The sequence below is a fragment of the Lichenibacterium dinghuense genome (genome assembly GCF_021730615.1).
GTDB classification, from domain to species: Bacteria; Pseudomonadota; Alphaproteobacteria; order Rhizobiales; family Beijerinckiaceae; genus Lichenihabitans; species Lichenihabitans dinghuensis.
The window spans coordinates 5831058-5852396 of sequence record NZ_JAJLMN010000001.1 but is presented as its reverse complement, the minus strand read 5'-3'; the positions used below and the strand labels follow the sequence as shown (position 1 = coordinate 5852396).

17 protein-coding genes are annotated in these 21339 nt (G+C 70.8%); 14 read left to right on the top strand and 3 right to left on the bottom strand.

Annotated features, from left to right (window positions below; genetic code table 11):
* The first annotated feature begins 54 nt into the window (after positions 1–54).
* The 5 genes from L7N97_RS28050 (at position 55) to L7N97_RS28030 (ending at position 8070) form a co-directional block, all read left to right on the top strand.
* A complete protein-coding gene (locus L7N97_RS28050) occupies positions 55–924 on the top strand; it encodes a 4-(cytidine 5'-diphospho)-2-C-methyl-D-erythritol kinase (RefSeq protein WP_237481952.1) in 870 nt (289 codons plus the stop codon).
* Between the two features lie 723 nt (positions 925–1647).
* Positions 1648–3585, top strand: a complete 1938-nt coding sequence (locus tag L7N97_RS28045) for a PrkA family serine protein kinase (protein ID WP_237481951.1) — start codon at positions 1648–1650, stop codon at positions 3583–3585.
* A 27-nt stretch (positions 3586–3612) separates the two neighbouring features.
* Positions 3613–4950 carry a YeaH/YhbH family protein gene (locus L7N97_RS28040; RefSeq protein WP_237481949.1) on the top strand — a complete coding sequence of 446 codons (1338 nt, stop codon included), beginning with the start codon at positions 3613–3615 and terminating at the stop codon, positions 4948–4950.
* The gene (locus L7N97_RS28035; RefSeq protein WP_237481947.1) at positions 4947–6503 is read left to right on the top strand and encodes a SpoVR family protein; all 1557 of its coding nucleotides are present in this window, start codon (positions 4947–4949) and stop codon (positions 6501–6503) included. Before L7N97_RS28040 ends, L7N97_RS28035 begins: the two co-directional genes overlap by 4 nt.
* Before the next feature lie 100 nt (positions 6504–6603).
* Positions 6604–8070, top strand: a complete 1467-nt coding sequence (locus tag L7N97_RS28030; RefSeq protein ID WP_237481945.1) for a hypothetical protein — start codon at positions 6604–6606, stop codon at positions 8068–8070.
* 21 nt (positions 8071–8091) lie between these two features.
* On the opposite strand, the gene L7N97_RS28025 is transcribed toward L7N97_RS28030, so the two are convergent.
* Positions 8092–9105 (bottom strand): polyprenyl synthetase family protein, encoded by a 1014-nt coding sequence (locus tag L7N97_RS28025; RefSeq protein WP_237481944.1) that lies wholly within the window; start codon positions 9103–9105, stop codon positions 8092–8094.
* A 146-nt stretch (positions 9106–9251) separates the two neighbouring features.
* On the opposite strand from L7N97_RS28025, the gene L7N97_RS28020 reads away from it, so the two are divergent.
* Both L7N97_RS28020 and L7N97_RS28015 read left to right on the top strand, forming a co-directional pair.
* The gene (locus L7N97_RS28020) at positions 9252–9476 is read left to right on the top strand and encodes a putative signal transducing protein (RefSeq protein ID WP_237481942.1); all 225 of its coding nucleotides are present in this window, start codon (positions 9252–9254) and stop codon (positions 9474–9476) included.
* Complete coding sequence (locus L7N97_RS28015) at positions 9469–10212, top strand: tRNA1(Val) (adenine(37)-N6)-methyltransferase (protein WP_237481941.1); 744 nt, start codon at positions 9469–9471, stop codon at positions 10210–10212. The genes L7N97_RS28020 and L7N97_RS28015 overlap by 8 nt, the downstream gene beginning before the upstream one ends.
* A gap of 5 nt (positions 10213–10217) precedes the next feature.
* On the opposite strand, the gene L7N97_RS28010 is transcribed toward L7N97_RS28015, so the two are convergent.
* Entirely contained in the window at positions 10218–10865 is a 648-nt protein-coding gene (locus L7N97_RS28010; RefSeq protein WP_237481939.1) for a hypothetical protein, read from the bottom strand.
* Positions 10866–11040: 175 nt separating this feature from the next.
* On the opposite strand from L7N97_RS28010, the gene L7N97_RS28005 reads away from it, so the two are divergent.
* From L7N97_RS28005 to betA, 6 genes are all read left to right on the top strand, one after another.
* Positions 11041–11481, top strand: coding sequence for a VOC family protein (locus L7N97_RS28005; protein ID WP_237481937.1), 441 nt, complete (start codon positions 11041–11043; stop codon positions 11479–11481).
* Positions 11482–11557: 76 nt separating this feature from the next.
* Positions 11558–12040, top strand: a complete 483-nt coding sequence (locus L7N97_RS28000; protein ID WP_237481935.1) for a nucleoside deaminase — start codon at positions 11558–11560, stop codon at positions 12038–12040.
* A complete protein-coding gene (locus tag L7N97_RS27995; protein ID WP_237481933.1) occupies positions 12037–13380 on the top strand; it encodes an 8-oxoguanine deaminase in 1344 nt (447 codons plus the stop codon). The genes L7N97_RS28000 and L7N97_RS27995 overlap by 4 nt, the downstream gene beginning before the upstream one ends.
* Before the next feature lie 52 nt (positions 13381–13432).
* Positions 13433–14095: a TenA family protein gene (locus tag L7N97_RS27990; protein WP_237481931.1), complete on the top strand. Its 663-nt coding sequence runs from the start codon at positions 13433–13435 to the stop codon at positions 14093–14095.
* Between the two features lie 146 nt (positions 14096–14241).
* Positions 14242–15339: a GlxA family transcriptional regulator gene (locus tag L7N97_RS27985; protein ID WP_237481929.1), complete on the top strand. Its 1098-nt coding sequence runs from the start codon at positions 14242–14244 to the stop codon at positions 15337–15339.
* A 143-nt stretch (positions 15340–15482) separates the two neighbouring features.
* Positions 15483–17141, top strand: coding sequence for a choline dehydrogenase (betA, locus tag L7N97_RS27980; protein WP_237481927.1), 1659 nt, complete (start codon positions 15483–15485; stop codon positions 17139–17141).
* Positions 17142–17284: 143 nt separating this feature from the next.
* Here betA and secA read toward each other — a convergent pair whose 3' ends face one another.
* Complete coding sequence (gene secA / locus L7N97_RS27975) at positions 17285–20113, bottom strand: preprotein translocase subunit SecA (RefSeq protein ID WP_237481925.1); 2829 nt, start codon at positions 20111–20113, stop codon at positions 17285–17287.
* Between the two features lie 305 nt (positions 20114–20418).
* Here secA and L7N97_RS27970 point away from each other — a divergent pair, with 305 nt between their 5' ends.
* A complete protein-coding gene (locus L7N97_RS27970; protein WP_237481924.1) occupies positions 20419–21321 on the top strand; it encodes a peptidylprolyl isomerase in 903 nt (300 codons plus the stop codon).
* Positions 21322–21339 lie beyond the last annotated feature (18 nt).

The window sequence follows — 21339 nt, the reverse complement described above, 5'->3', positions numbered from 1 at the left end:
GACGGCGTCCCGCGTCTCCTTGACCCACCCGACGCCTTCGGGCCATGCAGCCGCATGCAGTTCCTGACCCGCGCCCCGGCCAAGATCAACCTGACGCTCCACGTCGTGCGGCGGCGCGACGACGGCTTTCACGACCTCGAGAGCCTGGTGATCTTCGCCGGCGTCGCGGACGTCCTCGCGCTCGATCCCGGCGCGCCGCTCGGCCTCGTCGTGTCGGGGCCGACCGCCACGGACGCCGGCGACGCGGACGGCAACCTCGTGCTCAAGGCCGCCCGTGCGCTCGCCGAGCGCGTGCCGGGCCTACGGCTCGGCGCCTTCCGGCTCCTGAAGCGCCTGCCCGTGGGGGCCGGCATCGGCGGGGGGTCGTCGGATGCCGCGGCGGCGCTGCGCCTGCTCGCGCGCGCCAACGGCCTCAGCATCGACGACGAGCGCGTCCACGCCGCCGCCTGCGACACGGGGTCGGACGTGCCGGTCTGCGTCCATCCGCGCTCGCGCATGATGGCGGGCACCGGCGACCGTCTCGGCACGCCGCTGATGGCGCGCCCGCTCTACGCCGTGCTGGCCAACCCGCGCGTCCACGTGCCGACCCCCGCCGTGTTCAAGGCCATGGGCTTCGCGCCCGGCGAGTCGCGCGACCTCGGCGAGCATCCCCTGCCGCATGACGGGCTCGACCACCCCGGCTTCGTCGATCTCGTGCGCGGCGGCCGCAACGACATGCAGGCCGCGGCTCTGTCGATCGCGCCCGCCATCGGCGACGCGGTGGACGTGCTCGGCGCCACCGTGGGCCACCGCGTCGTGCGGATGTCGGGGTCAGGTTCCACCTGTTTCGCGCTCTACGACGACCGCCGCGCCGCCCGCGCCGCCGCGGCGCGGGTCGCCGAAGCGCGCCCCGACTGGTGGGTCAAGGCGACGGCGCTGCGCTGACGGCCTCGCGCACTTCGGGCTGAGCGATCCGATCTCCGGACGGTCGTCACCGTCGGACCGAACGCATGTCGCGCGTCGCTCCGTTCGGGGTCGGCCGATGCCCCGGCGCGGTGCCCGACCTCGATCGAAACGGGAGCGGATGGGCAGGCGACTGGTCCGACCCGTGTGTCCGCCTCCGCCGCACTTGAAACCCTGAGGCCCGCTGCCCATCGCTTAAGCAGCGTTGCGGAGGGCCCGGACGGTGCGTCGGCTGTTGCAGCGGCGGCACACCAGGACCTGAAATGCGGGGAGCGACCGGCTCACCGGCGCCGGCGGCGGCATCGGGCCGCGGCGGGAACGGTGTCTGGCGTCTCGGCGTCCTTCTCCATGACGCAGCAGGGATTTGCGGCCTTCGGGCGCGGGTCGCGGGTCGAATCCGACCGTGATCGTTCATCAACGCTTCATCGGCCCGAGTGCAGCCTCAGCTTGCACCGTGCCGTCTGGCCGCAAGCCCCGCGCTTGCCAGGGCGCGAAGACTGGCTTTCCATGGTGGTGGGAGCTGAAGAAAGCTCCGATCCTGTGAGGAAAGCGCCACAGAACGGACACTCGCCACGCTTTGGCTGAAGGCCGTCACGCCGACGACGGGTAGCCCGTCACCGAACTGGCACACGGCCTGCAGTCAGGATTCAGACTCGTCGACGGCCGTCCCGAGATCGGACGTCGAGCGGATGAGAGGGCCCTTTGATGGACGACCTGTTCACGAGCTTCACGCGGTCCTACGACGCCCGGCGGGCGGCCGACATGTCGCTCGCCGACTACCTGCAGGGCTGCCGCTCCGACCCCATGATGTATGCCAGCGCGCCCGAGCGGATCCTGGCCGCCATCGGCGCGCCCGAGATGGTGGACACCGCCAAGGACCCGCGCCTCGGCCGCATCTTCATGAACCGCACCGTGCGGCTCTACCCCGCCTTCTCCGAGTTCTACGGCATGGAGGAGACGATCGAGCGCATCGTGTCCTTCTTCCGCCACGCCGCGCAGGGCCTGGAGGAGCGCAAGCAGATCCTGTACCTGCTCGGCCCCGTCGGCGGCGGCAAGTCCTCGCTCGCCGAGCGCCTGAAGGCGCTGATTGAGCACCACCCCGTCTACGTGCTCAAGGCCGGCAACGACCTGTCACCCGTGTTCGAGAGCCCGCTGGGCCTCTTCGATCCGGAGACGATGGGCGAGCAGATCGAGGACCGCTACGGCATCCCGCGCCGGCGCCTCACCGGGCTGATGAGCCCCTGGGCGCTGAAGCGCCTCGACGAGTTCAACGGCGACATCACCCGGTTCAAGGTCGTCAAGATCAACCCGTCCCGCCTGCGCCAGATCGCGCTCGCCAAGACCGAGCCCGGCGACGAGAACAACCAGGACATCTCGTCCCTCGTCGGCAAGGTCGACATCCGCAAGCTGGAGTCGCTGTCGCAGGCCGACCCGGACGCCTACAGCTATTCGGGCGGCCTCAACCGCGCCAACCAGGGCATGCTCGAGTTCGTCGAGATGTTCAAGGCGCCGATCAAGATGCTCCACCCCCTGCTGACCGCCACGCAGGAGGGCAACTACGTCGGCACGGAGAACATCGGCGCGATCCCGTTCACGGGCATCATCATGGCGCACTCGAACGAGGCCGAGTGGCAGACCTTCCGCCAGAACAAGAACAACGAGGCCTTCATCGACCGCATCTACGTGATCAAGGTCCCGTACTGCCTGCGCGTCTCCGAGGAGAAGTCGATCTACGACAAGCTGATCCGCTCCTCCGAACTGGCGGACGCGCCCTGCGCGCCGGGCACGCTCGACATGCTGGCGCGGTTCTCGGTCCTGTCGCGGCTGCGGGAGCACGAGAACTCCAACACCTACAGCAAGATGCGCGTCTACGACGGCGAGAGCCTGCGCGAGGTCGACCCCCGCGCCCGGTCCATGCAGGAGTACCGGGACGCCGCCGGCGTAGACGAGGGCATGGACGGCATCTCGACCCGCTTCGCCTTCAAGGTGCTGGCCGCCACCTTCAACCACGACACCACCGAGGTCGTCGCCGACCCCGTGCACCTCATGTACGTGCTGGAGCAGTCGATCCGCCGCGAACAGCTGCCCGACGACGTCGAGAAGCGCTACCGCGAGTTCATCAAGGCGGACCTCGCCCCGCGCTACGCGGAGTTCATCGGGCACGAGATCCAGAAGGCCTACCTCGAATCCTACCACGATTACGGCCAGAACCTGTTCGACCGCTACGTGGACTACGCCGACGCCTGGATCGAGGACCAGGACTTCAAGGACCCCGACACCGGCCAGCTCCTCAACCGCGAACTCCTGAACCAGGAACTGACCAAGATCGAGAAGCCGGCGGGCATCGCCAATCCCAAGGACTTCCGCAACGAGGTCGTGAAGTTCTCGCTCCGCGCCCGCGCCCACAATGCGGGTCGGAACCCGTCCTGGACCTCCTACGAAAAGTTGCGCGACGTGATCGAGCGGCGCATGTTCAGCCAGGTCGAAGAACTGCTGCCGGTCATCAGCTTCACCTCAAAGCGCGACAGCGAGACCGAGAAGAAGCACGGCGAATTCGTGCAGCGGATGGTGGAGCGGGGCTACACGGAGCGGCAGGTTCGGCGTCTCGTCGAATGGTACATGCGCCACAAGAAGGCCGGGTGATCGGGTAGAGAGCGTCAGCGAGGCCCCATGCATATCGTCGACCGCCGCCTCAACGGGAGCGGCAAGAGCCTCGCCAACCGGCAGCGCTTCCTGCGGCGCGCCAAGTCGCTGGTGCGGCAGGCGGTGCGCAACTCCTCCAAGGACCGCTCGATCAAGGACCTCGACCAGGGCGGGGAAGTGTCCATTCCGCTCGACGGGGTGCGCGAGCCCCGCCTGCGCCGGTCCTCGAAAGGCGGGGTGCGGGAAGGGCTGTTCCCCGGCAACAAGAAGTTCATCGAGGGCGACACCATCCCGCGCGACCCGTCGGGCGGCGGCGGCCGCGGCAACGAGGGCGCGGAGGACGGCTCGGGCGAGGACGACTTCCGCTTCGTCCTGTCGCGCGAGGAATACCTCGACCTGTTCTTCGACGACCTCGAACTTCCGGACCTCGCCAAGAAGAAGCTGGCGACGACGGAATCGCAGTCGCTCGCCCGCGCCGGCTACTCCACGGCCGGCTCGCCCGCCAACATGTCGCTGTCCCGCACCATGCGGAACTCGCTGTCGCGGCGCATCGCGCTGCGCCGGCCGAAGGGCGAGGACCTGAAGGCGCTGGAAGCCGAGGTGGAGGCGCTGGCCGAATCCGGCCTCGAACCCGAGCGGCTGGAGGTGCTGCGGGCCGAGCTGGCGCTCCTCCAGGACCGGACGCGGCGGGTCAGCTTCGTCGACCCGATCGACATCCGCTATCGCCGCTTCAACCCGGTGCCGAAGCCCGTCGCGCAGGCGGTGATGTTCTGCCTCATGGACACCTCAGCCTCGATGACCGAGCACATGAAGGACCTCGCCAAGCGGTTCTTCTCGCTGCTCTACATCTTCCTGAAGCGCCGCTATAAGAACGTCGACATCGTCTTCATCCGGCACACGCACGAGGCCAAGGAGGTCGACGAGGAGACCTTCTTCTCCTCGCCCGAGACGGGCGGCACGGTGGTGTCCTCGGCGCTCGACGAGATGATCCGCGTCGTCGAGGCGCGCTATCCGCCCGGCGACTGGAACATCTACACCGCGCAGGCCAGCGATGGCGACAACTCGTCCGGCGACACCGAGCGCACCGCGACGACGCTGCGCGACGGCGTGCTGCCGCTGTGCCAGTATTTCGCCTACCTCGAGGTCGGGCGCGAGAACGAGACGCCGCACATGGGCTTCGTGCAGCGGCAGACCGAGCTGTGGCGGACCTACGAGGCCGTGGCCAAGGCGGGCTCGGACTTCGCCATGTGCAAGGTGCGCCACCGCGCCGAGATCTACCCCGTGTTCCGCAAGCTCTTCGAGCGCAAGGACAAGGCCGCGGCCGGCGGCACCGGCAGGGCAGCCGCGAAGGGAGCGACCGCATGACGGCGACGAGCGGGGGCCCGCTGCTGTTCGAGGGCTCCGACTGGACCTACGAGACGCTGCAGCGCATCAACGACGCCTGCGCCGAGATCGCCCACGGCGAACTCGGCCTGAGGACCTACCCCAACCAGATCGAGATCATCACCACCGAGCAGATGCTCGACGCCTACTCGTCCGTCGGCATGCCGCTGTTCTACGGGCACTGGAGCTTCGGCAAGAGCTTCGCCCACCACGAGGCCAGCTACCGCAAGGGGTTGCGCGGCCTCGCCTACGAGATCGTCATCAACTCCGACCCCTGCATCAGCTACATCATGGAGGAGAACTCCGCCACGATGCAGACGTTGGTGATCGCTCACGCGGCCTTCGGGCACAACCACTTCTTCAAGAACAACTACCTGTTCAAGCAGTGGACGCAGGCCGAGGGCATCGTCGGCTACCTCGACTTCGCCAAGACCTTCATCGCCGACTGCGAGGAGCGCTACGGCGCGATCGCGGTCGAGCGGGTGCTGGACGCCGCCCACGCGCTGCAGAGCCACGGCGTCCACCGCTACCCGCGCAAGCGCAAGCCGGACCTCGCCTCTGAGCAGCGCCGCGAGCGCGAGCGGCGGGAGCACCAGGAGCAGATCTTCAACGACCTGTGGCGCACCGTCCCCGAGAAGGAGAAGGCCAAGGGCGCCAACCTGTCGGACGAGCGGCGCAAGGCCTTGCTGGAGCTCCCGCAGGAGAACATCCTGTATTTCCTGGAGAAGACCGCGCCGCGCCTCGCCCCCTGGCAGCGCGAGATCATCCGCATCGTCCGCCTGATCGCCCAGTACTTCTATCCGCAGGGGCAGACCAAGCTGATGAACGAGGGCTGCGCCACTTACTGCCACTACCAGATCATGGGCCGCCTCTACGAGACGGGGCAGATCAGCGAGGGATCCTACCTGGAGTTCCTCGGCTCGCACACCAACGTGGTGATGCAACCCGAATACGACGACAAGCGCTTCAGCGGCATCAATCCCTACGCGCTGGGCTTCGCCATGATGCAGGACATCGAGCGCATCGTCACCAAGCCCGAGGACGAGGACCGCGAGTGGTTCCCCGACATCGCGGGGCGCGGCGATCCCTACGCAGTTCTGGCCGACGTCTGGGCCAACTACCGCGACGAGAGCTTCGTGTCGCAGTTCCTGAGCCCCAACCTCATGCGGCGCTGGCGCCTGTTCCACGTGCAGGACGGGGGCGACCCGAAGAAGGACCTCAAGGTCGCGGCCATCCACGACGAGCGCGGCTACCGCGGCCTGCGCCGGGCCCTGTCGCGCCACTACGACGTCGCCTGGCAGGACCCGGACATCCAAGTGGTGGACGTCGACCTCGCGGGCGACCGGCGGCTGATGCTGCAGCACAGCGTGCTGAACGGCGTTCTCATGAGCGAGCGCGAGACGCGCGAAGTGCTCCAGCATCTCGCCGACCTGTGGGGCTACGACGTGCATCTCAAGGAGGTCGACGCGGCCGCCGGCAAGGTATTGAAGGAGCACAGCGCCAGCGCGCGGGCGACGTTCCTCCAGGGGCACTGACGCCCTGGCCGGCTCGCCCCTCGGTGCGGCGCGCTTCGCGCCCGCCGCGCTCGGCCTCGGCTGCGCCGCGTTCGCCCTGACCTTCGCGCACCGCCACGCGGTGGACTGGTTCTACAACGACGACCTCGCCACGCTGCGCTGGTTCGCCGAGGCCGACGCCGGCCGTCTGCGACCGTGGGACCTGCCCGACCTGTGGAACAACGAGCACCCCGTGGGCGCGCAGTTCGCCCTGCTGTGGCTGGCGCGTCGCGCCCTCGGCCTCGACATGCGGGCCTTCGTGGGCCTCTCCGTCGTCGTCGTCGCCTTGACGGCCGCCATGGCGGCGCGCCTCGCGGCGGACGCGCGGGACCCCGTCGCGATCCGCTGCGCCGCCGTCGCGGCCTGTTTCGCGCTCGCCTTCCAGCCGACCCAGACGGAGCACCTTCTCTGGAGCTTCGAGCTCGGATGGTTCGTCGTCAACGCGGTGGTCGTGGCCGACGCCGTCATGACGGAACGGTTCGGGCCGCGGGCGGTCTGGCCGGCCGCCGCGCTCTGCGCCGCCGCGTCGCTGGCCTCGGCCCAGGGCGCCTTCGCGTTCTTCGCCGCCGCGCTCCATCAGGCCCTGATGCCGGCGCGGCCCGGGCGCCGCACTGCGGCGGCGGGGCTCGCACTCGGCGGCGTCCTGGTCGTGGCGCACCTGCTGTGGCGGCCGCACGCCTCGGCCTCGGCCGCCGCGCGCCCCGACCACGCCTTCGGCGGGATGGTCGTCTACGCCGTCGAGGTCCTCGGCGGCCAGTTCGGCCTGCGCGGCCGCCTGCCTCTGCTCCTCGCGGGATCGGCGCTGCTCGCGGCCGCTGTCGTGCTGCTCTGGCGCCGCCGCCGGACCCTCCGCCCGGACAGGCTGCGCTGCGCCCTGGTGCTGATGGGCTTCTCGGGGCTGTGCCTGGCCGCCTTCGCCCAGGGCCGCCACCACCTCGGCCTCGACTGGGCGACGGCCTCGTTCCACGCGGCTCCGCTGCTCGTGCCCTTCGCGCTCGGCCTCGCCGTGCTGCTCGGCGCGCCCCCGGCCGCCGCGCCGACGAGGCGACGGCTCGACCGCGCCGCATCGGCCGCGACGGTGCTGCTGCTCGCGTCCGCGACCGCCGCGGCCGTGCCCTACGGCGTCACGCGGGCGCGGCTCTGGGCGATGGACCGCGGCTACGCCCGCTGGGCGACCTGCTCGGGCGCGGTGCCGGAACTCGTCGCGGCGCGGGGGAGCGGCGTCGACTACGACCTCGCCGGCTTCGCGCTGGTGAGGCCGCTGGCGACGCAGATGTGCGCCGCGCCGGCCGGGCCGCTCGAAGCCGCGCTGGTGCGGCGCCCGCCCCTCTTCGACGCGCTCGCGGCCGGGCGGCCGGAGGTAGACCGCGCGCTCGACGCGCTCTGGCAGGACTACGCCACGGACCCGAAGCTGCAACTCGCCTTCAAGCCGTGGCGGAGCGACACGCCCGTGCGGCTGCTGGCCTTCGCCGAGGCGGAAAAAGGATCGGAGATCGAACCCGGCCGCCTCACGCGAGACGCGGACATCCACCGCGGCCCGGCGCCGTGAGGGCCGACGCTCCGGCGGTCGTCAGTTCGCGCGCCTCACGCAGAAGTCGACCACCTCGAGCAGCGCCGCCCTGTGCTCGGACGCGGGGAACAGCTCCAGCGCGTCGCGCGCCATGGCGCCGTAGTGCCGGGCGCGCTCGATCGTGTCCTCGATGGCGCGGTGGCGGCGCATCGTGGCGATGGCGGTCTCGAGGTCGCCCTCGGCGATCTCGGCCTTCTCCAGCGTGCGGACCCAGAAGGCCCGCTCCTCGGACGAGCCACGGCGGAATGAGAGCACCACCGGCAGGGTGATCTTGCCTTCGCGGAAGTCGTCGCCGACGTTCTTGCCGAGCTTGGCGCTGGAGCCGCCGTAGTCCAGCGCGTCGTCGATGAGCTGGAACGCGATGCCGAGGTTGGTGCCATAGGCGCGGCAGGCCGCCATCTCGGCCTTGCTCCGCCCGGCCAGGATGGGGCCGACCTCGCAGGCCGCGGCGAACAGCGCCGCCGTCTTGGCGCGGATCACCGCGACGTAGTCGTCCTCGGTCGTCGCCGTGTCCTTGGCGGCCGAGATCTGCATGACCTCGCCCTCGGCGATCACCGCCGCGGCGTCGGCCAGGACGGACAGGCAGGGCAGGGAGCCCACCTCCACCATCATGCGGAAGGCCTGCCCGAGCAGGAAGTCGCCGACCAGCACGGAAGCCTCGTTGCCCCACAGCATGCGGGCGGCGAGCTTGCCGCGGCGCATGTCGCTCTGGTCGACGACGTCGTCGTGCAGCAGCGTCGCCGTGTGCATGAACTCGACCGAGGCCGCGAGCTTGACGTGGCCGTCGCCCGCGTAGCCGCACAGCCCCGCCGCGGCGAGCGTCATCATGGGGCGCAGGCGCTTGCCGCCCGACTCGATGAGGTGGTTGGCGACCTCGGGGATCATGGCCACGTCGGAGCCGGTCCGGGCCACGATGGCCTGATTGACCCGTTCCATGTCGGCCCGCACGAGGGACCAGAGCTTGCCGATGCCGGCCTCCTGGGCCGTTTCACCGAGGGGGATCACCACGCCCAAAGGCACACTTCCTTGTCACTGATGCGCGCGCGGACCATAAGGCCGGGGTAGCCCTGCCGCAACAGCGCTAAACGGCGCGGCGGGGTGTCCGGGCGGCCGAGAGTTTCGCCGGGCCGAAGACGCCGCAGAACGAGACCGCGTTCCAGATGATCGAGATCATGCGCACCAACGACATCGTCCTGATCTCGGTGGTGTCGGCGATCCTGGAGGAGTCGCGCATCGCTCATTTCATCGCCGACCAGCACATGAGCGTGATCGAGGGGTCGGCGGGCTTCCTGGCGCGCCGGATCATGGTCGAGCGCGACGCCGAATCCCGCGCGCGGCGCCTGCTCACCGACGCGGGCTTCGGCGAAGAGCTGCGCCGTGCCTGAGCCGGACCGGCTGCTCGGCGGCCGACTCGCGCTGCTGCAGGCGCCCGCGGGCCATCGCGCCGGCACCGACGCCGTGCTGCTCGCCGCCGCGGCCGCGATCGCGCCGGGGGACGCCTTCGTCGACGTCGGAGCCGGGGTGGGCACGGCGGGGCTGGCGCTGGCGCTGCGCTGCCCGGACGCCTGCGGGCTGCTGCTCGAAGCCGACGCGGCCGCGGCGGATCTCGCGCGCCACAACGCCGCGCTCAACGGCGTCGGGGACCGGGTGGCCGTGGTGGAGGCCGACCTCTTCGCCCGCGCCGCCGAACGCCCCGCGGCGCTGCGGGCCGAGGCGGCGTCGCTGGTGGTCACCAACCCGCCGTTCTTCGCGGCCGGCGCGGTGCGGGCCTCGCCGAACGCGGCGCGCGCCACCGCCCACGTGGCCGGGCCGCGCGGCCACGGCGACTGGCTCGCCGCCGCCGCGGCGCTGCTCGCCCCGAAGGGGCGGCTCGTGATGATCCATCGCCCGGACGCCCTGCCGGCACTGCTCGCGGCCTGCGACGGGCGGCTCGGCGCGGTCGCGGTGCGGCCCGTGCTGCCGCGCGAGGGAGCCGACGCGCACCGCATCCTGCTCGCGGGGATCAAGGGCAGCCGGGCGCCGCTGCGCATCGGGGCCCCGCTGGTGCTGCACGGCTCCGGCGGCGGCTTCACCGCCGAGGCGGAAGCGATCCACCGCGGCGAGGCGCTCGCCGCGATGTGACGGGCTCAGCGGTGACGGAAGTGGCCGCCGCCGTGGCCGGACCCGCCGTGATGGCGGAAGCCTCCGTGGTGGCCGAAGCCGGCGTGGTGGAAGCCCCCGAAGCCGTGACGGAAGCCGTGGCCGAACCCGTAGCCGCCGAAGTGCCGGACGTAGCCGTAGTGACGGAACCCGTAGCCGAACGCGGGCCGCACCCCGTAGACGTAGGGGCGATAGCCGAAGGTGCGGTAGCCGTAGACGGCGTTCAGGCGGCAACCGAGGCCCGGCACGAAGTGGCGCCCGATCGGGCAGACGCGATAGCCGTAGCCGTAGAACGGCAGGCCGACGCCGTAGGCGAAGCGGCGGACCCCGAAGGTGCGGGTGCCGACGATGCCGCGCCGGAAGCCGTAGCCGCCGAAGTGCCGGCCGTAGCCGTAGCCGAAGCGGTGGAAGCCGCCGAAGCGCGCGCCGCCGAAGCCGCCGAAGCGATGGAAGCCGCCGTGGTGGAAGCCTCCGAGATGGTGGAACCCGCCGCCGTGAAATCCGCCGCCGTGGCGGACGAAGGCCGCGGCCGGGGCCGCGGTGGCGACGGTTGCGCCCGCGACCGTGAGGGCGACGGTGCCGGCCGTGAGGGCCGTCCTGAAGGCGCCGCGGGTGGAGGTGACGAAGGTCTGCATGGAAAGGTTCTCCCGCGCGGTCGGCCTCCGGGTCGGCCGCTTCGTTGAGCCTTTCCTAAGCTTCGCCGCCTGAATCCGGCCTGAGCCGCGGCTTCATCGGCGGTTCACCGAGCCGGCATCTTTCGCGGCGGGACCGCGTTTGCGGACCGCGATCCACACCGGAGGCCGTTCCGCCATGCGATACCTGCACACGATGATCCGCGTCACGGATCTCGACAAGACGCTGCACTTCTTCGAAACGCTGCTCGGCATGACCGAGACGCGCCGCATCGACAACGAGAAGGGGCGGTTCACCCTCGTGTTCCTGGCCGCCTCGGAGGACGTGGAGAGCGGCCGCACCGACAAGGCGCCGCTGGTCGAGCTGACCCACAACTGGGATCCCGAGGACTACAGGGGCGGCCGCAACTTCGGCCACCTCGCCTACGAGGTCGACGACATCTACGCCCTCTGCCAGAAGCTGATGGACGCCGGCGTGACCATCAACCGCCCGCCCCGCGACGGCCACATGGCCTTCGTGCGCACGCCGGACGACATCTCGCTGGAGCTGCTCCAGAAGGGCGGTCCCAAGAAGCCGGCCGAGCCCTGGGCCTCGATGAAGAACACGGGCGAGTGGTGAGCTGAGGTCGCTCCCTCGCTGCCCGACGATTGCGCCGCCGCCCGATCCGGGCGACGGTATCGGCAGGAGAGCAGCGATGACGACGGACGACGAGGACGCGCGGTTCCTGGCCCAGGCGGTCGCCCTGTCGCGCTCGCGCATGGAGGCCGGCCTCGGCGGGCCCTTCGGCGCCGTGATCGTGCGGGACGGCGCCGTCCTGGCCGAGGGCTGGAACGCCGTCACCTCCGCCAAGGACCCGACCGCCCACGCCGAGGTCACGGCGATCCGACGCGCCTGCGCGGCCGTGGACGACTTCAGCCTCGCAGGGGCGACGATCTATTCGAGTTGCGAGCCGTGCCCGATGTGCCTCTCCGCCATCTACTGGGCGCGGCTCGACCGGCTCGTCTTCGCCAACACGCGCCACCAGGCCGCCGCCATCGGCTTCGACGACGCCTTCCTCTACGACGAGGTGCCGAAGCCCCCGCTGGATCGGCGCATGCCGACGCGCCACCTCGCCATGCCCGAAGCTGAGGCCTGCTTCCACGCCTGGGCCGAGAAGACCGACAAGGTGAGCTATTGAGCCCCGCCGCCGACCGCCTCTGGATCAAGGACCCGCTGGCCATCGTCGCCGATGGCGCCGAGCGCGGCCTCGTGGTCGAGGGGCGGACGATCGCCGAGCTGGTGCCGGCCGGCGCCGAGCCGAGCGCGCCGGCGCGGGTCTTCGACGCGTCGCGCCACGTTGTGCTGCCGGGCCTCATCAACACGCACCACCACTTCTACCAGACGCTCACGCGCGCCCATCCCGCGGCCATCGACAAGCCGCTGTTCCCCTGGCTGAAGGCGCTCTACCCGCTCTGGGCGCGGCTGACCCCCGAGGACCTGCGCGCCGCCACCCGCATCGCGCTCGTCGAACTGCTCATGTCGGGCTGCACCACCGCGGCCGACCACCACTACCTCTACCCGGCCGGCCTGGAGCAGGCCGTCGACATCGAGGTGGAGGCCGCGCGCGATGTCGGCCTGCGCATGACGGTGACGCGGGGCTCGATGAACCTGTCCGAGAAGGACGGTGGCCTGCCGCCCGACTCCGTGGTGCAGGACGAGGACGCGATCCTGCGGGACAGCGAGCGGGTGCTGAACCTGTTCCACGATCCCAGGCGCGGCGCGGACATCCGCATCGGCCTCGCGCCCTGCTCGCCCTTCACCGTCACCGAGCGGCTGATGCGCGAGACCGCGGCGCTCGCCGAGCGGCACGACTGCGCGCTCCACACCCACCTCGCCGAGACCGCCGACGAGGAGGCCTTCTGCGTGGCCCGCTACGGCTGCCGGCCGGTCGACCTCCTGGAGCGCAACGGCTGGCTCGTGCCCCGCACCTGGGTGGCGCACGGCATCCACTTCGACGACGCGGAGGTGGCGCGCCTCGGCCGCCACGGCGTCGGCGTGTGCCACTGCGCGGCCTCCAACATGGTGCTGGCCTCCGGCATCTGCCGCACCGTCGAACTGGAGGCGGCCGGCGCGCCCGTCGGCCTCGGCGTCGACGGCTCGGCCTCCAACGACGCTTCCAACATGATGGAAGCGCTGCGCCAGGCGCTGATGATCGGCCGGCTGCGCTACGGCGCCGAGCGCGTCAGCCACCGCGACGTGATCCGCTGGGGCACCGAGGGTTCGGCGCGCTGCCTCGGCCGCGACGACGTCGGCCGGATCGCGCCGGGGATGCAGGCCGATCTCGCGCTCTTCACCCTCGACGAGACGCGCTTCGCCGGCGCGCACGACCCCGTGGCGGCACTGGTGCTGTGCAACGCCAACCGCGCCGACCGGGTGATGGTGGGCGGACGCTGGCGCGTGGAGGACGGGCACCCCGTCGGGCTCGACCTCGCCAAGATGATCGCGGACCAGCGCCAGGCGGCGAAGCGCTTCGCGTGACGTGGCTTGCCTGCTTCCGCCCTGCGGGAGGAGGTCTCGAGGACCGGAATCCATGCCCTTTTCCGCCGACGCCTGGTCGCGCAACCGCGCCCTCTACGACGCCACCCTGGCCCACCCCTTCAACGCGGAGTTGACCGAGGGCCGCCTCGCGCTCGACAGCTTCCGCCACTACATCGTCCAGGACGCCAAATACCTCGTCGCCTTCGGCCAGGCGCTGGCGGTCGCGGCCGCCAAGGCCGATCAGCCCGACCACATCGTGCAGTTCGCCGGCGCGGCCCGCGAGGCCATCGTGGTCGAGCGCGCCCTGCACGAGGACTATTTCGGCCGTTTCGGCCTCGACGCCGCCGCCGTTGCGGTCGAGCCCGCGTCGCCGGCCTGCCACCACTACGCCGCGTGGCTCCTCGCGACCGCGTTCCGCGAGCCGCTGCCCGTGATCGCGGCGGCGCTGCTGCCTTGCTTCTGGGTCTATCGCGAGGTCGGCACGGCCATTCACGGCCGCGCCGCGCCGGACAACTCGTATCGCGCCTGGATCGACACCTATGCGGGCGAGGATTTCGCCGCCGCGGTCGACGCCATGATCGCCACGACGGACGCGCTCGCCGCCGAAGCCTCGGGGACCATCGTCGCGGCCATGCACGCGGCCTTCGCGCGCGCCATGCAGCTCGAATGGGTGTTCTGGGATTCGGCCCACCGTCGCGAGCGCTGGCCGGTCTGAGGCGGGTCGCTGCGGAGCTGGCCGGGATCTTGCTCGATTGACATTTGTCGGGCCTCGGCCATCCTCGGATGCACAGAGTCGCGACATCGATCCGGCCCCGAGGATCGCATCGCCTTCGCCCACGGGTTGCACGTCGGTCCCTCGTCATGTCGATCAGCAAAGCGGAAGCCGGCGAGGTCGCGTTGAGGACGGGGCGGGGGCGCCCGCCCGCCTCGGGCGTCGTTTCGCCGGGCTCTGCGGTCCGCCGGCGGGACGGCGAGCCGAGGGTCGGCGACGGCGCGCGCAACCGGGCGATGGCGGACATCACCTCCGTCGGCTTCCTGCTCGTGCCCGCCTTCTCGATGATCGCCTTCTCGTCGGCGATCGAGCCGCTGCGCCTCGCCAACCGCATCGAGGGCCACGACGCCTTCTCGTGGCGCGTGCTGTCGGCCGACGGGCGGCCGGTCGCGGCGTCGAACGGCGTCGAAGTCGCGGTGGACGGCAGCTTCGCGGACCTCGCCGGCGTCACCGCGGCCGTGGTGTGTTCCGGCATCGACGTTCAGAACCATGACCACCGCGAGGCCATCGCCCGGCTGCGCACGGTCGCGTCGCGCGGCGTGCCGGTCGGCGCGGTCTGCACGGGCACCTACGTCCTCGCCAAGGCGGGCCTCCTCGACGACCACCGCTGCACCATCCATTGGGAGAACCAGGACGCGCTGCGCGAACAGTTCCCCGAGATCGACCTCACGGACGAGCTGTTCGAGATCGACCGCACGCGCTTCACCTGCGCGGGCGGCACCGCGGCGATCGACATGATGCTGGCGCTGATCGCCCGCCGGCTCGGCCAGGAGGTGGCCTCCGGCGTCACCGACCAGCTGATCCACCACCGCATGCGGGACGGCGACGAGCGCCAGCGCATGGAGCTGCGCTCGCGCCTCGGCGTCGCCCACCCCAAGCTCATCAACGTGGTGGCCGAGATGGAGCGCTGCATCGAGCAGCCGCTGTCCTGCGTCGACCTCGCGGAGGGCGCCGGCCTGTCGACCCGGCAGCTGGAACGGCTGTTCCGCAAATACATCGGGCAGGTGCCGACCCGCTACTACCTCGGCCTGCGCCTCGCCCGCGCGCGTCAACTGCTGCTGCAGACCTCCATGCCGATCCTGTCGATCGGCCTCGCCTGCGGCTTCGTGTCGGCGTCGCACTTCTCGAAATGCTACTCCGAACACTTCGACCGCACGCCCTCGCAGGAGCGCCGCGCGCAGCGGTGAAGCGGGCGTCGGCTCCCCGACAGACGGATGTGCCACGATCGATTAGCATGGAGCCCCGGCCGCCGCTTCTCCCTCCCTTCTCGGGATGAGGAACGGTCGGACGGCACCGCCCGTCGCCGATCGCTCCGCTGAGGCCCACACCCTTGTCCACCGAATTCGACTACGTGATCGTCGGCGCGGGTTCCGCCGGCTGCGTCCTCGCCGACCGCCTGACCGAGGACGGCACCGCCTCGGTGCTGCTGGTCGAGAGCGGCGGCAACGACTGGTCGCCGCTGATCCGCATGCCGAGCGCGCTCGCCATGGCGATGAACATCGAGCGGGCGAACTGGAACTACCTGTCCGAGCCCGAGCCGCACCTCGACGGCCGGCGGATCACCTGCCCGCGGGGCCGGGTGCTCGGCGGCTCGTCGTCGATCAACGGCATGGTCTACATCCGCGGCAACGCCATGGACTACGAGGCCTGGAGCGCCGCCGGCGCGCGCGGCTGGGGCTACGCCGACGTGCTGCCCTACTTCAAGCGCGCGGAGACGCGGGAGGAGGGGGGCGACGGCTACCGCGGCGGCGACGGCCCGCTCCACACGAGCTACGGCCCGCTCGACAACCCGCTCTACACGGCCTTCGTCGAGGCGGGGCGTCAGGCCGGCTACCCGGTCACGGCGGACGTCAACGGCTTCCAGCAGGAGGGCTTCGGGCGGATGGACCGCACGGTCCACGACGGCCAGCGCTGGAGCGCCGCCCGCGCCTACCTGGACCGCGCGCGCAAGCGCTCCAACCTCACCGTCTGGACCGGGTGCCTCGCCGAGCGGGTGATCCTCGAGGGGCGGCGCGCGGTCGGCCTCGCCGGCCGCATCGCGGCGCAGCGGGTCGAGGCCCGGGCGCGGCGCGAGGTCGTGCTGGCCGGCGGCGCCATCAACTCGCCCCAGCTCCTGATGCTGTCCGGCGTCGGGCCGGGCGCCCACCTCGCGGAGCACGGCATCCCGGTCGTCGCCGACCGGCCCGGCGTCGGCGGCAACCTCACCGACCACCTGGAGTTCTACTTTCAGGTCGCGTGCCGCGAGCCCATCACGCTCTACGGCGCGCTCGGCCGGCTGTCCCAGGCGAGGATCGGCGCGCGCTGGCTTCTGAAGCGCGATGGCCTCGGCGCCACCAATCATTTCGAGAGCTGCGGCTTCATCCGGTCCCGGGCGGGCGTCGAATGGCCGGACCTGCAGTACCACTTCCTGCCCGCCGCCATCTCGTACAACGGCAAGGACCTGGCCGAGCAGCACGGCTTCCAGGCCCATGTCGGGCCGATGCGCTCGAAGAGCCGAGGCCGCGTGTCGTTGCGCTCGGCCGAGGCTTCTCAGGCGCCGGCGATCCGCTTCGACTACATGAGCCACCCCGACGACTGGACGGAGATGCGCGCCGCCGTGCGGCTGACCCGCGAGATCTTCGCGCAGGAAGCCTTCGCACCCTACCGGGGCGAGGAGATCTCGCCCGGCGCCGACGTCACGAGCGACGAGGCCATCGACGCCTTCATCCGCCGCCGCGTCGAGAGCGCCTACCACCCCTGCTCGACCTGCCGCATGGGGCGCATCGACGACCCGCAGGCCGTGGTGGGACCGGACGCGCGGGTGATCGGCGTCGAGGGCCTGCGCGTGGCCGACTCGTCGGTGTTCCCGACCATCACGACGGGCAACCTCAACGCGCCGACGATCATGCTGGCCGAGAAGGCGGCGGATCACATCCGCGGGATCGCGCCGCTGCCGCCCTCGAATCTGCCGTTCTATCGGGCGGAGGGTTGGGAGACGGCGCAGCGGTGAGGAGGGGTTCGCCCTTCTCCCGCGAAACGGGAGAAGGTGCCCGGCAGGGCGGATGAGGGGACGTCCGTGGAGCGCCGGGGTCCCCTCATCCGACCCGGCTTCGCCGGGCCACCTTCTCCCGCTTTGCGGGAGAAGGACGAAACCTACGCCAGCGCGCCGTGGCAGTGCTTGTACTTCTTGCCCGAGCCGCAGGGGCAGCTCTCGTTGCGGCTGACCCGGCCCCAGGTGGCGGGGTCGCCGGGGTCGCGGGTCGTCGGCTCGATGCGCTCCAGCGTCGACAGCATCGCGCCGCTGCCGGGGCCGAAGTCGCCCGCCGCGAGCCGGGCGTTCATGTCGGCGATCGTCACGTCGTCGTCGCCCGTGAGCGGGTCCTGGTGGGTGGCGAACATCGGCGGCAGCTCGCCGACCGTCGGCTGCTCGTAGGCCACCTCGACGCGCATGATCTGCGCGGTGACGATCTCGCGCAGCTTGGTGATCAGGCCGTCGAACATCTCGAAGGCCTCGGACTTGTACTCGTTCAGCGGATCGCGCTGCGCCACGCCGCGCCAGCCGATCACCTGCCGGAGGTGGTCCAGCGTCACGAGATGCTCGCGCCACAGGTGATCGAGCACCTGCAGCACGATCTGCTTCTCGACGTAGCGGCTGAGCTCCGCGCCGTTCTTCTCGACGCGCGACGCGAAGGCCTCCTCGGCCGCGGCCTGAAGGCGCTCGCGCATCTCCTCGTCGGCGATGCCCTCCTCCTTGGCCCAGTCGCCGACGGGCGGCTCCATGTTGAGCCCGTCCTTCAGCGCCGCCTTCAGGCCCTCGATGTCCCAGGCCTCGGGATAGGCGTCGTGCGGCATGAAGCGGGCCACGACGTCGTCGATGACGCCCTGGCGCATCTCGCCGATCATCTCCTCCAGCGATTCCTGCCCCATCATGTCGCGGCGCTGCTCGAACACGACGCGGCGCTGGTCGTTCATCACGTCGTCGTACTTCAGCACGTTCTTGCGCATGTCGAAGTTGCGCGCCTCGACCTTCTGCTGCGCCTTCTCCAGCGCCTTGTTGATCCAGGGGTGGACGATGGCCTCGTCCTCCTGCAAGCCCAGGCGCTTCAGCACCATGTCCATGCGGTCCGAGCCGAAGATCCGCATCAGGTCGTCCTGCAGCGACAGGAAGAACTTGGAGCGGCCCTTGTCGCCCTGGCGGCCGGAGCGGCCGCGGAGCTGGTTGTCGATGCGGCGGCTCTCGTGCCGCTCGGTGCCGACGATGTAGAGGCCGCCCGCCGCGATCGCCTTCTCCTTGAAAGCCGCCACCTCGGCGCGGATCTCGGCCTCCTTGGCGTCGCGCTCGGGGCCAGGCTCCATCGCGGCGCATTCGGTGGCGATGCGCATGTCCTCGGAGCCGCCGAGTTTGATGTCGGTGCCGCGGCCCGCCATGTTGGTGGCGATCGTGATGGCGCCGGGCACGCCGGCCTCGGCCACGATATAGGCCTCCTGCTCGTGGAAACGGGCGTTCAGGATGGCGAAGAGCTTGGACGGCGTGCCGGAGCGGGCCGCGGCGTAGAGCCCCTTCAGCGCCGCGGAAGGGTCCGAGAAGTCGATGCGCGTGAAGCCCGCCGCCGTCATCATCTCGCCGAGCTGTTCGGACTTCTCGATCGACGTCGTGCCGACCAGCAGCGGCTGCATGGTGGCGCTGGCGGTCTCGATCTCCTTGACGATGGCCTTGAGCTTCTCGCCCGGCGAGCGGTACACCTCGTCGTGCTCGTCGAGGCGCGACACGGGGCGGTTGGTCGGGATCTCGACCACCTCGAGCTTGTAGATCTCGGCGAACTCGTCCGCCTCGGTCGAGGCCGTGCCGGTCATGCCGGCGAGCTTCTTGTAGAGCCGGAAGTAGTTCTGGAAGGTGATGGAGGCCAGCGTCACGTTCTCGGGCTGGACCTGGACCGATTCCTTGGCCTCCAGGGCCTGGTGCAGCCCTTCCGAGTAGCGGCGGCCCGGCATCATGCGGCCCGAGAACTCGTCGATGATGACGAGCTCGCCGTTGCGGACGATGTAGTCCTTGTCGAGTGTGAACAGCTTGTGGGCCTTCAGCGCCTGCTGCACGTGGTGGACCAGCGTGGAATTGGCCGCCTCGTAGAGGGAGCCCTCGGTGAGCAGCCCCGCCTCGCCGAGCATCGCCTCGATGTGCTCGTTGCCGGCCTCGGTGAGGTTGGCGGTGCGCTGCTTCTCGTCGACCTCGTAGTCGCCCGTCACGAGGCGCGGGATGAAGGTGTCGATCCGGTTGTAGAGGTCCGACTTGTCCTCGGACGGGCCGGAGATGATCAGCGGCGTGCGGGCCTCGTCGATCAGGATCGAATCGACCTCGTCGACGATCGCGAAGGCGTGGCCGCGCTGGCACATCTGCTCCAGCTCGTACTTCATGTTGTCGCGGAGGTAGTCGAAGCCGAACTCGTTGTTCGTGCCGTAGGTGATGTCGGCCGCGTAGGAGGCCTTGCGCTCGGCGTCGTCGAGGCCGTGGACGATGATCCCGTAGGACAGGCCGAGGAAGTTGTAGACCCGGCCCATCCACTCGGCGTCGCGCCGGGCGAGGTAGTCGTTGACGGTGACGACGTGCACGCCCTTGCCGGGCAGCGCGTTGAGGTAGCAGGCCAGGGTGGCGACGAGCGTCTTGCCCTCGCCGGTGCGCATCTCGGAGATGCCGCCCTCGTGCAGCACCATGCCGCCGATCAGCTGAACGTCGAAGTGGCGCTGCCCGAGCACGCGCTTGGCGGCCTCGCGCACCGTGGCGAAGGCGGGCACCAGGAGGTCGTCGAGGGACTTGCCGGCCGCGAGCTGCTCGCGGAACTGCGCGGTCCGCGCGGTGAGCTGCTCGTCCGACAGGGCGGAGACTTCGGGCTCCATCGCGTTGATGGCGGCGACCTTGGGCGCGTAGGACTTCAGCCGGCGCCCGTTGGCCGTCCCGAAAATCTTGCTTGCGAGCGAGCCGAGCATCCGTCGAAAACCTTGATCTGGGCCGCGCGGCAGCGATGGCGCGCGGCTGAACCTGCCGTCAGTCCGCACGTCTGTAGCACGAGCGCGGCGACATCCCGGCATGTAAGTCGCCCCGGGGACCGTCGCAACGCGCGGGGACCGCGGCCCGAGAAAGCGGTGGCCTTGGACCTCGGGGACGGATATGAGCCGCCCCAAAGCCTGTCAATCGCGGGTCGAGCCTCGTCCGGCTCGCCCGACGACGGGCGTTGTCCGGAGCCGCGGCGGACCACATCTGCGGCAGCACCGGACGAGCGAGGACCTGCCCCATGCGCAAACGATACGATGCCCCGCTGCGGACCCTGGCCGCCGCGCTGCTGGCCGCCACGGCCCTGATCGGCGCCGCGGCCACGCCGGCCGCCGCGGCGGCCGGCACCTCCAAGGTGCTCGCCACCGTCAACGGCTCCGACATCACCGAGGACGACGTCCGCATCGCCACCGCCGACCTCGGCCCGGCGCTGCCCCAGCAGCTCCAGGGCCCGCAGCGCGAGGCCTACGTCCTGGACTACCTGATCGACCTGAAGCTCGCGGCCGGCCAGGCCGCGCAGGAGAAGCTCGGCGACAACCCCGAGTTCGCCAAGAAGATGGCCTACTATCACGACAAGGTCCTGATGGAGGACCTGCTCGGCAACATCGCCAAGACCGCCGTGACGCCCGAGGCCGAGAAGAAGGTCTACGACGACGCCGCCAAGGCGCAGCCGCCCGAGACCGAGATCCACGCCCGCCACATCCTCGTGCCGACCGAGGCCGAGGCCAAGGCGGCGCTGGAGCGCGTGAAGAAGGGCGAGGACTTCGCCAAGGTGGCCGACGAGGTGTCGAAGGACCCCGGCTCGCAGGGCGGCGACCTCGGCTGGTTCACCAAGGACAAGATGGTGCCGGAGTTCGCCGCCGCCGCCTTCAAGCTGGAGCCGGGCCAGGTGTCCGACCCCGTGAAGAGCGAGTTCGGCTGGCACGTCATCAAGGTCGAGGGCAAGCGCGAGAAGGCCTTCCCGCCCTTCGATCAGGTCAAGGATCAGGTGGCCCGCTACGTCGCCCAGAAGGCGCAGAGCGACGACATCTCGAAGCTGCGCGAGCAGGCCAAGATCGTGCGCAACACGCCGGCCCCCGCCGCAGCCCCGACGCCCGCGGCTCCCGCCGGCGCCGCCCCGGCCGCGGACGCGCCGAAGCCCTGAGACGGGCGGGGGCGGCCC

Excerpts from the sequence above, each read along its gene's own strand:
- L7N97_RS28010 (WP_237481939.1), bottom strand. The coding sequence starts at position 10,865 with ATGCAGACCTTCGTCACCTCCACCCGCGGCGCCTTCAGGACGGCCCTC.
- L7N97_RS28000 (WP_237481935.1), top strand. The coding sequence starts at position 11,558 with ATGACGACGGACGACGAGGACGCGCGGTTCCTGGCCCAGGCGGTCGCC.
- L7N97_RS27985 (WP_237481929.1), top strand. The coding sequence starts at position 14,242 with ATGTCGATCAGCAAAGCGGAAGCCGGCGAGGTCGCGTTGAGGACGGGG.
- L7N97_RS27970 (WP_237481924.1), top strand. The coding sequence starts at position 20,419 with ATGCGCAAACGATACGATGCCCCGCTGCGGACCCTGGCCGCCGCGCTG.
- L7N97_RS28045 (WP_237481951.1), top strand. The coding sequence starts at position 1,648 with ATGGACGACCTGTTCACGAGCTTCACGCGGTCCTACGACGCCCGGCGG.
- L7N97_RS27990 (WP_237481931.1), top strand. The coding sequence starts at position 13,433 with ATGCCCTTTTCCGCCGACGCCTGGTCGCGCAACCGCGCCCTCTACGAC.
- L7N97_RS28005 (WP_237481937.1), top strand. The coding sequence starts at position 11,041 with ATGCGATACCTGCACACGATGATCCGCGTCACGGATCTCGACAAGACG.
- L7N97_RS28050 (WP_237481952.1), top strand. The coding sequence starts at position 55 with ATGCAGTTCCTGACCCGCGCCCCGGCCAAGATCAACCTGACGCTCCAC.
- L7N97_RS28020 (WP_237481942.1), top strand. The coding sequence starts at position 9,252 with ATGATCGAGATCATGCGCACCAACGACATCGTCCTGATCTCGGTGGTG.
- L7N97_RS28040 (WP_237481949.1), top strand. The coding sequence starts at position 3,613 with ATGCATATCGTCGACCGCCGCCTCAACGGGAGCGGCAAGAGCCTCGCC.
- L7N97_RS28035 (WP_237481947.1), top strand. The coding sequence starts at position 4,947 with ATGACGGCGACGAGCGGGGGCCCGCTGCTGTTCGAGGGCTCCGACTGG.
- secA (WP_237481925.1), bottom strand. The coding sequence starts at position 20,113 with ATGCTCGGCTCGCTCGCAAGCAAGATTTTCGGGACGGCCAACGGGCGC.